This window comes from Pseudomonas sp. GW821-FHT12A04, from assembly GCF_058807755.1.
In genome coordinates, this window is the sequence record NZ_JBXAQZ010000014.1 from 45,136 (window position 1) to 58,967 (window position 13,832).

At 59.6% G+C, this 13,832-nt stretch carries 18 protein-coding genes; 5 read left to right on the forward strand and 13 right to left on the reverse strand.

The window, feature by feature from the left end; genetic code table 11:
- Positions 1-60 precede the first annotated feature (60 nt).
- On the reverse strand, positions 61-603 hold the full coding sequence (locus AC1RS8_RS21615; RefSeq protein ID WP_057716658.1) for a helix-turn-helix domain-containing protein: 543 nt from the start codon (positions 601-603) through the stop codon (positions 61-63).
- Between the two features lie 159 nt (positions 604-762).
- Between AC1RS8_RS21615 and AC1RS8_RS21620 the strand changes: the two genes are divergently transcribed.
- Entirely contained in the window at positions 763-1,545 is a 783-nt protein-coding gene (locus AC1RS8_RS21620; protein ID WP_489339926.1) for an aldolase, read from the forward strand.
- A 26-nt stretch (positions 1,546-1,571) separates the two neighbouring features.
- The gene (locus AC1RS8_RS21625) at positions 1,572-2,459 is read left to right on the forward strand and encodes a dihydrodipicolinate synthase family protein (RefSeq protein ID WP_090453599.1); all 888 of its coding nucleotides are present in this window, start codon (positions 1,572-1,574) and stop codon (positions 2,457-2,459) included.
- Between the two features lie 142 nt (positions 2,460-2,601).
- Here the strand turns inward: AC1RS8_RS21625 and AC1RS8_RS21630 are convergent, their stop codons facing one another.
- From AC1RS8_RS21630 to AC1RS8_RS21640, 3 genes are all read right to left on the reverse strand, one after another.
- On the reverse strand, positions 2,602-2,946 hold the full coding sequence (locus AC1RS8_RS21630; protein WP_150814255.1) for a YegP family protein: 345 nt from the start codon (positions 2,944-2,946) through the stop codon (positions 2,602-2,604).
- A gap of 172 nt (positions 2,947-3,118) precedes the next feature.
- Positions 3,119-3,424, reverse strand: a complete 306-nt coding sequence (locus AC1RS8_RS21635) for a ribbon-helix-helix domain-containing protein (protein ID WP_095945146.1) — start codon at positions 3,422-3,424, stop codon at positions 3,119-3,121.
- A 14-nt stretch (positions 3,425-3,438) separates the two neighbouring features.
- Positions 3,439-4,020: a DJ-1/PfpI family protein gene (locus AC1RS8_RS21640; RefSeq protein ID WP_008051822.1), complete on the reverse strand. Its 582-nt coding sequence runs from the start codon at positions 4,018-4,020 to the stop codon at positions 3,439-3,441.
- A gap of 322 nt (positions 4,021-4,342) precedes the next feature.
- Here AC1RS8_RS21640 and AC1RS8_RS21645 point away from each other — a divergent pair, with 322 nt between their 5' ends.
- Positions 4,343-5,263, forward strand: a complete 921-nt coding sequence (locus tag AC1RS8_RS21645) for a DMT family transporter (protein WP_057716057.1) — start codon at positions 4,343-4,345, stop codon at positions 5,261-5,263.
- A gap of 60 nt (positions 5,264-5,323) precedes the next feature.
- Here the strand turns inward: AC1RS8_RS21645 and AC1RS8_RS21650 are convergent, their stop codons facing one another.
- From AC1RS8_RS21650 to AC1RS8_RS21660, 3 genes are all read right to left on the reverse strand, one after another.
- On the reverse strand, positions 5,324-6,538 hold the full coding sequence (locus tag AC1RS8_RS21650) for a class I SAM-dependent methyltransferase (RefSeq protein WP_489339925.1): 1,215 nt from the start codon (positions 6,536-6,538) through the stop codon (positions 5,324-5,326).
- A 132-nt stretch (positions 6,539-6,670) separates the two neighbouring features.
- Positions 6,671-7,033 carry a hypothetical protein gene (locus AC1RS8_RS21655; RefSeq protein ID WP_489339924.1) on the reverse strand — a complete coding sequence of 121 codons (363 nt, stop codon included), beginning with the start codon at positions 7,031-7,033 and terminating at the stop codon, positions 6,671-6,673.
- Between the two features lie 2 nt (positions 7,034-7,035).
- On the reverse strand, positions 7,036-7,314 hold the full coding sequence (locus AC1RS8_RS21660; RefSeq protein ID WP_057716060.1) for an Ogr/Delta-like zinc finger protein: 279 nt from the start codon (positions 7,312-7,314) through the stop codon (positions 7,036-7,038).
- A 300-nt stretch (positions 7,315-7,614) separates the two neighbouring features.
- On the opposite strand from AC1RS8_RS21660, the gene AC1RS8_RS21665 reads away from it, so the two are divergent.
- Positions 7,615-8,043, forward strand: coding sequence for a helix-turn-helix domain-containing protein (locus AC1RS8_RS21665; protein WP_057716061.1), 429 nt, complete (start codon positions 7,615-7,617; stop codon positions 8,041-8,043).
- A gap of 16 nt (positions 8,044-8,059) precedes the next feature.
- Here the strand turns inward: AC1RS8_RS21665 and AC1RS8_RS21670 are convergent, their stop codons facing one another.
- The 6 genes from AC1RS8_RS21670 to AC1RS8_RS21695 form a co-directional block, all read right to left on the reverse strand.
- Positions 8,060-8,341: a phage holin family protein gene (locus AC1RS8_RS21670; protein WP_090453589.1), complete on the reverse strand. Its 282-nt coding sequence runs from the start codon at positions 8,339-8,341 to the stop codon at positions 8,060-8,062.
- Positions 8,338-8,697, reverse strand: a complete 360-nt coding sequence (locus tag AC1RS8_RS21675) for a putative holin (protein ID WP_057716063.1) — start codon at positions 8,695-8,697, stop codon at positions 8,338-8,340. The genes AC1RS8_RS21670 and AC1RS8_RS21675 overlap by 4 nt, the downstream gene beginning before the upstream one ends.
- Complete coding sequence (locus AC1RS8_RS21680) at positions 8,684-8,986, reverse strand: helix-turn-helix domain-containing protein (RefSeq protein ID WP_489339923.1); 303 nt, start codon at positions 8,984-8,986, stop codon at positions 8,684-8,686. The genes AC1RS8_RS21675 and AC1RS8_RS21680 overlap by 14 nt, the downstream gene beginning before the upstream one ends.
- 131 nt (positions 8,987-9,117) lie before the next feature.
- On the reverse strand, positions 9,118-9,735 hold the full coding sequence (locus tag AC1RS8_RS21685; RefSeq protein WP_057716065.1) for a TPM domain-containing protein: 618 nt from the start codon (positions 9,733-9,735) through the stop codon (positions 9,118-9,120).
- Between the two features lie 28 nt (positions 9,736-9,763).
- On the reverse strand, positions 9,764-10,519 hold the full coding sequence (locus AC1RS8_RS21690; protein WP_057716066.1) for a TPM domain-containing protein: 756 nt from the start codon (positions 10,517-10,519) through the stop codon (positions 9,764-9,766).
- A gap of 37 nt (positions 10,520-10,556) precedes the next feature.
- Positions 10,557-11,162 carry a LemA family protein gene (locus AC1RS8_RS21695; RefSeq protein WP_057716067.1) on the reverse strand — a complete coding sequence of 202 codons (606 nt, stop codon included), beginning with the start codon at positions 11,160-11,162 and terminating at the stop codon, positions 10,557-10,559.
- A 263-nt stretch (positions 11,163-11,425) separates the two neighbouring features.
- On the opposite strand from AC1RS8_RS21695, the gene bglX reads away from it, so the two are divergent.
- The gene (gene bglX, locus AC1RS8_RS21700) at positions 11,426-13,717 is read left to right on the forward strand and encodes a beta-glucosidase BglX (protein ID WP_057716068.1); all 2,292 of its coding nucleotides are present in this window, start codon (positions 11,426-11,428) and stop codon (positions 13,715-13,717) included.
- The last annotated feature ends 115 nt before the right edge of the window (positions 13,718-13,832 follow it).

Below are 13,832 nucleotides of genomic sequence, written 5' to 3' on the forward strand. Positions count from 1 at the left end.
CCACAGGTTCAGCGTGATCCCTGTGGGAGCGAGCTTGCTCGCGATGCTTTTGCAGTCAACTCATTCTTCAGTGCTGTGCACCACCACCAGCAACTGCGCCTGCACCTCGCCCACCGAACGAATCCGGTGCGGCTTTTGCGCATTGAAGTGCAACGCATCGCCACGATCGAGCAGCACGCGCTCGTTCATGAAGTCCACCTCCACCCGCCCTTCGTGGACGAATAAAAACTCCTCGCCCAAATGCTCCTTGAAGGTCTTGTCGGTGAACTCGGCCGGCGGGTAGATGATGAACGGCAGCAGGCTGCGTTCGCTGACCTGATGGGCCAGCACCGCGTAACCCGAATTGTTGTCACTGACGCCCAAGGGTTGCCGTTCGTGGCTGCGCACCAGGCTGTAGCTGTCGAGGCTGACGTTGTCTTCAGAGAACAGTTCCTCGACCTTCACATTCAGCGCCCTGGCCAGTTTCAGGGCCGCAGCAATCGACGGCGTGTTCAACCCGCGTTCGACTTTCGACAGGTAACTCTTGGTCATGCCGGATTGTTCGGCCAGGGTTTCCAACGTCACGCCAAGTTTTTTTCTGAGTAATTTCAAACGGATAGACATGTAGAGCGATTTATCCATCAAGGAGGCAACGATTTGTCCTTGCCAATGACACAATGTGTCATATAGCCTCTTTAGTGTCATTTGCACTCACCGACGACTTTGCGAGGAACCGGTGAACGGCAAACCCGACGTCCATTGAATCACCCAAAGGACACCGATATGGCCAAGACATTAGCACTGCCCAAAGAGCAACTGGTCAAGCACGCGCTGAGCCAAATGCAAAATACCCTGGCGGATAATACGTGGACCGCCCGGCAAAAGCTGGCCCTGACCTGCCGCATCCTGTTCGAGCATGGTCACGATTCCGGCCTTGCCGGACAAATCACCGCCCGTGGTCCGCAACCCGGCACTTACTACACTCAACAACTGGGCCTGGGTTTCGACGAAATCACTGCGGGCAACCTGCTGCTGGTCAACGAGGACCTGGAGGTGCTCGAAGGCCACGGCATGCCCAACCCGGCCAATCGTTTTCACAGTTGGGTGTACCGCGCCCGAGCGGATGTGAACTGCATCATTCACACCCATCCGACCCACGTTGCAGCCTTGTCGATGCTGGAAGTGCCGTTGCAGATTTCCCACATGGACCTCTGCCCGCTCTATGGCGACTGCGCGTTTCTCGAAGGCTGGCCGGGCGTGCCGGTGGGCAACGAGGAAGGCGAGCTGATTGCCGGGGCACTGGGCGACAAACGGGCGATCCTGCTTTCGCACCATGGCCAATTGTCCACCGGCGGTACCATCGAGGAAGCCTGTGTCATCGCGCAACTGATCGAACGCGCCGCGAAACTGCAACTGCTGGCGATGAGCGCCGGGACCATCAAGCCGATCATTCCCGAGCTGGGCCGTGAAGCCCACGACTGGATTGCCCGGCCCAAGCGGCATGCCGCCGCTTTCAACTACTACGCCCGGCAGATCCTGCGCCAACACGCCGATTGCCTGAACTGAACCCATCGATCGAACGGAGAGACACCATGTCCACCGCAAACATTCACGGCATCATCGGCTACACCATCACCCCTTTCACCCCCCACGGCGAAGGCGTTGACCTGGATGCCCTCGGGCGCTCCATCGACCGACTGATCGAGGGCGGCGTACACGCCATCGCACCGCTGGGCAGCACCGGTGAAGGTGCCTACTTGAGCGACGCAGAGTGGGATCAGGTCAGCGAGTTCAGCATCAGGCACGTGGCCAGGCGCGTGCCGACCGTCGTCAGCGTGTCCGACCTGACCACCGCTAAAGCGGTGCGCCGCGCGCGTTTCGCCGAAGCTCACGGCGCCGATGTGGTGATGGTGCTGCCCACGTCCTACTGGAAACTCAGCGAAGCGGAGATCCTCGCCCATTACCGCGCCATCGGCGACAGCATCGGCGTGCCGATCATGCTCTACAACAACCCGGCCACCAGCGGCACCGACATGTCGGTGGACCTGATCCTGCGCATCGTCAACGCCGTGGAAAACGTGACCATGGTCAAGGAGAGCACCGGCGACATCCAGCGCATGCATCAACTGCAACGTCTCGGCGAAGGCCAGGTGCCGTTCTACAACGGCTGCAATCCGTTGGCCCTGGAGGCCTTCGCCGCCGGCGCTAAAGGCTGGTGCACCGCTGCGCCGAACCTGATCCCGCAGCTCAACCTGGATTTGTACGAAGCAGTGCTGGCCAACGATTTGCGCAAGGCTCGCGAGCTGTTCTATCGCCAGTTGCCGCTGCTGGATTTCATCCTCAAGGGTGGCTTGCCGGCGACGATCAAGGCGGGTTTGCGGGCGACGGGCCTGGAGGTGGGGGATCCGCGGCTGCCGGTATTCCCGTTGAGTGAGGCGAGTTGTGATCAGCTGGAAGATCTGTTGAAGGCCCTGCGCTGATCTCCAGCTGTACATAAAGCCACTGTGGGAGCGAGCTTGCTCGCGATGAGACCATTACATTCAACACGGATGTTGACTGTCAGACCGCCATCGCGAGCAAGCTCGCTCCCACAGGGATTTTTGCTGGATTTGAAAGCTGTACTCAAAGCACCGGCAACGTCTTGTCCTTGACCACCTTGGACGAACCGTTGGCCTTCACGCTGGCGATGCCTTTCTCCATGGCGGCATCGGAGGAATAGGCCTCGCTGCTGCCGATGATCTCGTGGTTGCCCGCCTTCAGGTTGAAATACGGGTGGCCATCCTTGGTGATTTTCTTCTCGTAACGCTCATCCAACGGGCTGTTGGCCTGGACCGAGGCAATGCCTTTGTCGGCGGCGGCGTGGGTGGTGTACAGCTCGCTGGTCAGAATGGTCTCGGCGTTGGCCGCCTTGAGGACAAACCTGAACTGGCCATTGCTGCTTTTGCTCACTTCATACCATCCGGACATGCTCTTTCTCCTTGGCGATTGAAAGGTTGCGCGCTTCACAGTAAAGACCAGCCTCGGGTTTCTGTCGCCTGTTCTGGCCCCTTCGCGAGCAAGCTCGCTCCCACAGTAGATTTGTGTACACCAAACCATTGTGGGAGCGAGCTTGCTCGCGATGGCGTCGACACGATCTTCCTTACTTCGCCGCAGCCCGCACCACCGACAACTCCGGTGCTGACGTCCGCCGCTGGCTCAGATACCGCGTACAACTCACCCGCAGGAACGAAGCGAAATTGACCACCTCGCCGCGGTAGTCCATCACCTCTTCATACAGCTTGGCGATCAACTGATTGGTGGTCATGCCGTCGACCTCGGCGATTTCGCTGAGGATGTCCCAGAACTGATTCTCCAGTCGCAAGGTGGTGACCACCCCGCAAATGCGCAGCGAGCGGGAGCGCGATTCGTAGAGTATCGGGTCGGCTTTGACGTACAGCTCGCACATGGGCATGCCCCTCTTTACAGCGTGATTTTAGTACCCAGCAACCCCAGGAAACCGGCCAGCCAGTTCGGATGCGCAGGCCAGGCCGGAGCCGTGGCCAGATTGCCCTGGACATGGCCGTCCGTCACCGGAATATCGATATACGTACCGCCCGCCAGTCGCACTTCCGGAGCGCAGGCCGGATAAGCGCTGCATTCGCGACCTTCGAGAACACCCGCTGCAGCCAGCAACTGCGCGCCATGGCACACGGCAGCGATCGGCTTGCCAGCCTTGTCGAACGCGCGCACCAGTTCCAGGACTTTTTCGTTCAGGCGCAGGTACTCCGGCGCACGGCCGCCCGGAATCAGCACCGCGTCATAATCGGCGGCGTTGACCTTGGCGAAATCGAAGTTGAGGGCAAACAGGTGACCGGGTTTTTCACTGTAGGTCTGGTCGCCTTCAAAGTCATGGATCGCCGTGCGCACGGTCTGGCCGGCAGCCTTGTCCGGGCAAACGGCGTGCACCGTGTGGCCGACCATCAGCAACGCCTGGAACGGCACCATCACTTCATAGTCTTCGACGTAATCACCGACCAGCATCAGAATTTTTTTCGCAGCCATGGGGAGGACTCCTCTGGAAGTGGGCGTGCAGGAGTATTCAAGGTAGTCCTTATCCGGCGGGTCGGGTAACAACCGGCTACTACCTTGTGGCGAGGGGGCTTACCCCCGTTCGCCTGCGAAGCAGGCGCAAAATAGGACAGTGCGGTTCGTTTGATGAAACCGGATAGGGGCTGCTGCGCAGCCCAACGGGGGCAAGCCCCCTCGCCACATAGGTGTGTTCGCAACTGTACGGATAACTCTGCACCTAGCTGTAACAGCGGCTTACACCGGGTTTATGGCTAGATAACAACACCTCCCACCTTCCACGATTCTGGTTGCCATCATGTCCTCGCGCGAAAACACCGGCATGGCCCTGGGCCTGCTCGGCGTTGTGATCTTCAGCCTCACCCTGCCCTTCACGCGGATCGTCGTGCAGGAACTCCACCCGCTGCTCAATGGCCTGGGCCGGGCACTGTTTGCAGCGGTTCCGGCGGCGTTGCTGTTGCTGTGGCACCGGGAAAAATGGCCGACCTGGAAGCAGGTCAAAGGCCTGACGCTGGTGATGGCCGGGGTGATCCTCGGTTTCCCGGTGTTGTCGGCCTGGGCCATGCAAACCTTGCCGGCGTCCCACGGTGCGCTGGTCAACGGCTTGCAGCCGCTGTGCGTGGCGCTGTACGCCGCGTGGTTGTCCCATGAGCGGCCTTCGAAAGCCTTCTGGGCCTGCGCCGCATTGGGCAGTGCGCTGGTGCTCGGTTATGCACTGATCAGCGGTGCCGGCAGCATTCAGGCCGGTGACTTGCTGATGCTTGGCGCCATTGCAGTGGGTGGGCTGGGGTACGCCGAGGGAGGCCGACTGGCCAGGGAGATGGGCGGCTGGCAGGTGATCTGCTGGGCGCTGGTGCTGTCGACGCCGCTGCTGATCGGCCCGGTGGTGTATCTGGCACTACAACATCAGGGCGAGATTTCCGCCAAGACCTGGTGGGCCTTCGGATATGTCTCGCTGTTTTCGCAGTTCATCGGTTTCTTTGCCTGGTACGCCGGACTGGCCATGGGTGGCATTGCCCGGGTCAGTCAGATCCAGTTGCTGCAGATCTTCTTCACCATCGCCTTCTCGGCGCTGTTCTTCGGTGAACATGTGGAGCCGATTACCTGGCTGTTTGCTGGCGGGGTGATCGTGACGGTGATGCTCGGGCGCAAGACAGCGATCAAACCCAATCCTGTGGGAGCGAGCTTGCTCGCGAAGGACTTGAAACCGACGCGTTGATTCAGAAAGCACGCGTTATCGTTGACGTCCATCGCGAGCTAGCTCGCTCCTACAACAGGATCAGAGGTAACCGTCGGAGCGCAGCAGGGTTTCCAGGCAATGCTCGCTGATGCGATAGAAATCCTTCAGCTCCTGAATCTTCGCCAGCAACTGAGCCGGGTCCACTGGTTCTGCGCGTTTGACCGCCAGGATCATCTTGTTCTTGTTGGTGTGGTCCAGTGAGATGAACTCGAACACCTTGGTCTCGTAGCCGCAGGCCTCAAGGAACAACGCGCGCAAACTGTCGGTGACCATCTCCGCCTGCTGGCCCAGGTGCAAGCCGTATTGCAGCATCGGCTTGAGCAGCGCCGGGCTCTGGATTTGCAGGCGGATCTGTTTGTGGCAGCACGGCGAGCACATGATGATCGCCGCGCCGGAACGGATGCCGGTGTGGATCGCATAGTCGGTGGCGATATCGCAGGCATGCAGGGCGATCATCACGTCCAGCTCGCTCGGCGCCACGCTGCGCACGTCACCGCACTTGAACACCAGGCCGGGGTGTTCAAGTTTGGCGGCGGCGGCGTTGCACAGGGTGACCATGTCTTCACGCAGCTCGACGCCGGTCACCTCGCCTTCGGCCTTCAAGGTGTTGCGCAGGTAATCGTGGATGGCGAAGGTCAGATAGCCCTTGCCCGACCCGAAGTCCGCCACACGCACCGGCTTGTCCAGCGCCAGGGGGGACGACGTCAGCGCATGGCTGAACACTTCGATGAACTTGTTGATCTGCTTCCACTTGCGCGACATCGCCGGGATCAGCTCGTGCTTGCTGTTGGTCACACCGAGGTCGGCGAGAAACGGCCGGCTCAGGTCAAGAAAACGGTTTTTCTCACGGTTGTGCTCGGCCGAAGGCACTTCGCGCAATTGCTGAGGTTGGCTCTTGAACAGCGATGACTTGCCTTTTTTGCTGTATTCGAGCTGGGCTTCGTCGGTCAACGACAACAAATGCGCATTTTTGAACGACGCCGGTAGCAGCCCGGCAATGCTCGCCACACCTTCGACCAGCGGCAGGTTCTTGGTGATATCGCGGGTCTTGTAGCGGTAGACAAAAGACAGGCAAGGCTGCGCCTTGACCGTCACCGGTTTGATGATGATCCGCTGCAGGTCCGTTTCATCACCCACGTATTTGGCCAGCACCAGTTTGATGAATGCGTTGTGCTCGAGGCTCGATTGCAGCAGGTCGATGAACTGGGCGTGATGATCCGGCGCGAGGCTGGCGGGAGTGGCGGTGACGGACATGGAAAAACGGCCTCGGCAATACGAATCTGGGGATGCCGGGTATTTTAGGGGGGACGAGGGTTTTGGGCACGGGGTAATTTTGCGCCAGGTCCCGTTCCCGCCGATCGGGACCTGAATTCAACCGTCGCTACCTCATGGCTCCACCAGTCGAAGTTTGCGATTGGTCGGCGAGTTGATGACGAACTTGACGATCAACCCTACCGGCACCGCCCACGTCAGACCGTTGACCGGATCAGTGACCACGGCGACAGTTTCGGAACTTGCAGCCAGATCCAGACGTCGGCGATCGTTGCTGGATTTGAGTAATCCGTACGCATGGCTGACCAGCCGCTCCGCCTGGTGCATCGGCATATCCAGACTCTGCAAATGCCTCACCGCACGGCAGAACAGCACTTGATCATCAATCACACCCTCGCCTTCATGACGGGTCAGAAACGCCTGCGCTATGGCCAATAGCGCCTCATTCAAATGGGCCTGTTCATCAACCTCCTTCATGCTCAAGACTCCTGTTGCGCTTGCGCCGCCGGAGCACTCTCGGCGACAGGCCGTGCGGCGCGGCGCAAGTCAGGTCCGGCGCACGGCAGGTGCACGGCCGGATTGGGCATGCCACTGGGGGAAAGCTCATGGGTCATTTCGAACTCGGCCCGTACCGACCAGCCACAGGCCTCCGACGTACATTGCAGGTATGCCACCCGCAGGAAGATATGCCGCCCTTCGCTGGTACGTATGCGCATCCGGTTCAGGCAGTGCGGGCACACCATCTTGTAAGTACTCATACATGCTTCCCTTGGGCCATCCGGTGGTAATCGAATTGATCAAACGCAATACTGTTTGAAACACAATTGGTGAAAGACAGGTGCTGCAAATAACGTCCGCCAGACAAAAGGAAGTGCAACGGGTGGACACGTAATAGATACGAGCCAAGCTCGTAGGAAATCACCCTGATACCATTAGGAAGTTTCGACATCGTATTCTTCAGATTCATAGTTGACGATTGATTACTTACAAGAAAAAACGTACTCATTACGCATACGTTAAGCACTCAAAAAGCATATGTCAAAAGGAAGAGGCTCAAATTGCGTAGCAAAAAATCACAAGCTGTTTTGGCCCGCCTGAAGCAAATCACGGGTACAAAAACTGACGCTTCCCTGTCTACTGCGCTACAGATCAGCCCCCAGACACTCAGCAGTTGGAAAGGCCGCGACAGCACGCCATACTCATTATGCGTAGATATTGCACAGACTCGCGGCATCTCCCTTGACTGGTTGCTGCTGGGCGAGGGGCCAATGCTGCGGCAGCCCCATGTCAACGCTCCTGCAAATGCTGCGGAAACTGCAACAACGCAGGAAAGCACCATCCTTTCGCTGTGGCGATTACTTGATGAGGATGACCGCTGCGCAATACAAAACGCATTGGAGGAAAAACGACGCCTGCGGGATCTGGAAACACAACTTTCGGAAATGGCCGCTACCCTGGCCTCACTTGGACACTCAAACAAAACCTGACTTGAAGTCCGACGTTTCAATGCTTGAAGGCATGCCACAAAACAATAATGTTGCCACTACTGCGAACAATCATTACGCATGAAAAAACACTCACCACTGCATGCCATGGGCTCACCGGCAGGAATGTCAGCAGTACATCGATGCCGGCAAGGCAGAACACTGCGCCAAGCAAGCTGATCAATATCCTGTCGCACCAGTGGTAACGTTGTTCGTCGCGCTGGTAACACGCCAGCCTGAACGCACTGACCAGGTGAGCCACGCCCGCCACCCACACCAGAGCCGCCATCTCAAAGGTCATTGCCCTCGCCCCCTGAGATGACGAAGGATGTCACCGAGGCCGGCGCCATCGATCCACTGCATGAGCTTGATGCTGATGGGAATGACCAGCAACGCGCACAGAAAGGCCGTCACACCGGCTGTCAGAAAAGGCGCCAGTGGCTGGGCGACCGGGACAAACAGGTAACCGACACCCGCCGACAACAGCCAGGAACCGATGCGTTGCCAGGCCTTGAAGTTGCCGCGAGTGGTCGTGACCAACCACGCGCCAAGCGTCGCGCCGAACAGGGCTTCTCCATCGATAGCCGGCAACGTCGCAATACCCAACCCCACCATGAGCCCGCTGATACTGTTATAGGTCGAATCAGTCAGGCTCATGGGTATCTCGCGACTGCAATGGCTCAATAGTGATGGCTCCCGACTTCAGCGCCTTGAACACGGCAGCGTTGCGAGATCTGACGGCGAACTTGCGGCGGATATTGGAAAAGTGGAAGTTGATGGTGGATTCCGAGCAACTCTGAATCCTGGCGATCTCCCAGGACGTCTTGCCTTTAAGGCACCACTCCAGGGCTTGTGTCTCTTTCGTTGTCAGTTGCACCAACGGAGTAAGCATTGCGCTACCGGGTGCATCCTCCACCAAGGTCTCCAGCGTTTGTTGCGTTTTCATAAGAACTCCCTCTACACAGAACGCCCATCGCAGGGCGTGCACCATGAGAGAGATGTTGAAGACAAGCTCCCCGCCGGACAACGTTCGGGAACTGTGTCGCGGCGCATTACAAAAGCAGATGAAGCCCTGGCTTAACCCAGCACCACCAGACGATTCGGCAGCTCGTTGCGCACATGGGTCACCGGCACATGTACCTTGAGCAACTCGCCACAGGCCTCGACGCAACTGACAAAGCCCTGCAGCGTCTGCCCCTGTTTCACCTGCTGGGTGAACGTCGCGACGATCGCGTCCCAGTTCTTGTTGTCCAGGCGACTGGAAATCCCTTCATCCACCAGGATCTCCACGTAACGCTCGGCCTCGGAAACGAAAATCAGCATGCCGGTGCTGCCCTCGGTGTGGTGCAGGTTCTGCTCCAGGAACTGCCGGCGCGCCAGGTTCGAGGCACGCCAGTGGCGCACCGAGCGCGGGATCAGATGGGTGGTGACTTTCGGCAGGCGGAACACCAGGCACAGCACGATGAAGATGGCCCATTGCACCATCAGCAGGCTGTGCATGGTCAGCCAGCCGGTGAGGTAATGCACGATGCCCGGCACCAGCAGCGCCAGCAGGCTGGCCCACAGCAACGGGATGTACGCATAGTCGTCGGCGCGGGCTGCGAGTACTGTCACCAGTTCTGCGTCTGTCTCGCGCTCGACCCGGGCAATGGCCTCGGCCACCTTGCGTTGTTCGTGTTCAGTCAGTAATGCCATGTCGTGAAGTGCCTGCTAATTTTTATTATCACCAGCCGCCGGACGAACCGCCCCCGCCGAAACTGCCCCCGCCGCCGCTGAAGCCTCCCCCTCCACCGCCGCCGCCAAATCCACCACCGCCAAAGCCGCCCCCGGATCCACCGGAGCCGCCCCGGCCAGCGGGAAGAATACCGAGCATCTGGCACACAAAAACAGTCAGGATGAATAACATCACAAAAAACACGAACAACCCGGGATGCCGCGCGATGAAATCGTCCCCCGGATCGCCCCTGGATTCATACGCCGTGGAGGGTTCGTCCAGGGGGTTGCCGCCCAGCACCACCAGCATCGCCGCCACGCCGTCACTGATGCCTTTACTGAAATTGCCGGTCTTGAATGACGGGGTGATGACCTGGTTGATGATCACCGAACTCTGGGCATCGGTCAGGCGATCCTCCAGGCCGTATCCGACTTCGATACGCAGCCGGCGCTCGTCCCGGGCGATGATCAGCAAGGCGCCGTTGTTCTTGTCCTTCTGCCCGATGCCCCAGTGGCGGCCGAGTTGGTAACCGAAGTCGGCGATGTCGGTACCTTGCAAGTCCGGCAACGTCACTACCACAAGCTGCTCGCCGGTGGCTTGCTCATGGGCCTGAAGTTGTTGGCTGAGCTGCTGGCGCACCGATGGCTCGATCATCTGCGCAGTGTCGACCACCCGCCCGGTCAGCGCCGGAAAGCTCAGCTCGGCGCGAGCAGCGATCGCCACCACCCACAACAACAGCAACAGGCCTGTTTTCAGGACGCGCATTGGCAACCTCTTGCGTGGTGACGCCGATTAGCGCAGTTCAGAATTTGACCTCGGGGGTCTTTTCCGAACCCGGCGTGGCTTCGAAGGTCTCGCGCACCGGCAGGTCGCTGTACATCACGGTGTGCCACAGGCGACCTGGGAACGTGCGGATCTCGGTATTGTATTTCTGCACCGCGAGGATGAAATCGCGCCGGGCCACGCTGATGCGGTTCTCGGTGCCTTCAAGCTGCGATTGCAGGGCGAGGAAGTTCTGGTTGGCCTTGAGGTCCGGATAACGTTCGGAGACCACCATCAAGCGACTCAAGGCGCCGCTGAGCTGGTCCTGGGCCTGTTGGTACTGCTTGAGCTTTTCCGGGTTGTCGAGGGTCGAGGCATCCACCTGGATCGACGTGGCCTTGGCCCGGGCTTCGATGACGGCGGTCAGGGTTTCCTTCTCGTGGGCCGCATAGCCCTTGACGGTTTCCACCAGGTTGGGAATGAGGTCGGCGCGCCGCTGATACTGGTTCTGCACCTGGCCCCAGGCGGCCTTGGCCTGTTCATCGAGCGTCGGGATGTTGTTGATGCCGCAGGCGGTCAGCAACGTAGCCAGCATCAGCAACGTGACGACCTGCAAACGCGAGCGGTAGGTTGGACTTACATTCATCAGGATGATGCTCCCTTGTGCATTTCATGAAAAAACCGACCGTGAAACCTTCTGGGCCGGCTCTTGGGGCATAATCGCCCGCGCCTCTGGATTGCAACGGGCCGATGGGCTAAAAAGAGGCCCTGCGCGAAAACGCATCCGCCATCTGGCTGTGTTTTTTTGGCTCTGGTCTTTTGAGCCGGCACCCGAACAACAATAGACGCTCCCTAAATTTTGGCTGGCCGGCGTGTACATCGCCGTTTGGGCCCTTGAGAAAACTATTCATGAAGAAGCTGTGTTTGCTGGGCCTGTTCGTCAGCCTGGCCAGTCATAACGTATTGGCCGCCACGACGCCCGCACCCCTGGAGAACAAGGAAGCCTTCGTCAGCAACCTGATGAAGCAAATGACCCTCGATGAAAAAATCGGCCAGCTGCGCCTGATCAGCATCGGCCCGGAAATGCCGCGCGAAATGATCCGCAAGGAAATCGCGGCAGGCAACATCGGCGGTACGTTCAACTCGATCACCCGCCCGGAAAACCGGCCGATGCAGGACGCGGCCATGCGCAGCCGCCTGAAGATCCCGATGTTTTTCGCCTACGACGTGATCCACGGTCACCGCACCATTTTCCCGATCCCGCTGGCCCTGGCCTCGAGCTGGGACATGGACGCCATCGGCCTGTCCGGGCGCATTGCCGCCAAGGAAGCCGCGGCTGACAGCCTCGACATCACCTTCGCACCGATGGTCGACATCTCCCGCGACCCACGCTGGGGTCGTACTTCCGAAGGCTTCGGTGAAGACACTTACCTGGTGTCGCGCATTGCCGGCGTGATGGTCAAGGCGTTCCAGGGTACCGGCGCGAACGCAGCCGACAGCATCATGGCCAGCGTAAAGCACTTTGCCTTGTACGGCGCGGTCGAGGGTGGCCGCGACTACAACGTGGTCGATATGAGCCCGGTCAAGATGTACCAGGACTACCTGCCACCGTACCGCGCCGCCATCGATGCCGGCGCCGGCGGGGTCATGGTTGCGCTGAACTCGATCAACGGCGTGCCGGCCACCGCCAACACCTGGCTGATGAACGACCTGCTGCGCAAGGAGTGGGGCTTCAAGGGCCTGGCCGTCAGCGACCACGGGGCGATTTTCGAGCTGATCAAGCACGGTGTTGCCGCCGACGGTCGCGAAGCGGCGAAGCTGGCAATCAAGGCTGGCATCCACATGAGCATGAACGACACCCTGTACGGCAAAGAGCTGCCAGGGCTGCTGAAGTCCGGCGAGATCCAGCAGAGCGACATCGACAACGCCGTGCGTGCGGTACTGGGCGCCAAGTACGACATGGGCCTGTTCAAGGACCCGTACCTGCGCATCGGCAAGGCCGAGGATGATCCGGTCGACACCTACGCCGACAGCCGCCTGCACCGCGCCGAGGCCCGTGATGTGGCACGCCGCAGCCAGGTGCTGCTGAAAAACCGGAATGACACCCTGCCACTGAAGAAGACCGCGAAAATCGCCCTGGTCGGTCCGCTGGCCAAGGCGCCCATCGACATGATGGGCAGCTGGGCAGCCGCCGGTCGCCCTGCTCAATCGGTGACCCTGTTCGATGGCATGACCAACGCCCTGGGAGACAAATCGACACTGATCTACGCCCGTGGCGCCAACATCACCAGCGACCCGAAAATCCTCGGTTACCTGAACTTCCTCAACTTCGATGCCCCGGAAGTGGTGGACGACCCGCGCCCGGCGAACGTGCTGATCGACGAAGCGGTGAAAGCGGCCAAGGATGCTGATGTGGTGGTTGCCGCCGTCGGTGAATCCCGTGGCATGTCCCACGAATCGTCGAGCCGCACCGACCTGAACATCCCGGAAAACCAGCGCGAGCTGATCCGTGCCCTGAAGGCCACCGGCAAACCGCTGGTACTGGTGTTGATGAATGGCCGTCCACTGACGATCCTCGAAGAGAAGGAACAGGCCGACGCGATCCTGGAAACCTGGTTCAGCGGCACCGAGGGCGGCAACGCCATCGCCGACGTGCTGTTCGGCGACTACAACCCGTCGGGCAAACTGCCGATCAGCATCCCGCGTTCGGTAGGCCAGATTCCGACCTACTACAACCACCTGACCATTGGCCGGCCGTTTACTCCGGGCAAACCGGGCAACTACACCTCGCAGTACTTCGATGACACCACGGGCCCCCTGTACCCGTTCGGCTATGGCCTGAGCTACACCGAGTTCAGCCTGAGCGACATGGCGCTGTCGTCGACCACGCTGAACAAGACCGGCAAGCTCGACGCCAGTGTCACCGTGAAAAACACCGGCAAGCGCGACGGCGAAACCGTGGTGCAGCTGTACATCCAGGACGAGACCGGCTCGATGATTCGTCCGATCAAGGAACTGAAGAACTTCCAGAAAGTGATGATCAAGGCCGGCGAACAGAAAGTCGTGCACTTCACCATCACTGAGGACGACCTGAAGTTCTACAACACCCAGCTCAAGTACGCGGCGGAACCGGGCAAGTTCAACGTGCAGATCGGCCTGGATTCAGAGGACGTGACGCAGCAGAGTTTTGAGTTGCTGTAATTAATCAAACACCGCAAAACCCTGTGGGAGCGAGCTTGCTCGCGATAGCGGACTGACAGTCGACAGAGATGTTGAATGTTAAGCCCTCATCGCGAGCAAGCTCGCTCCCACAGTG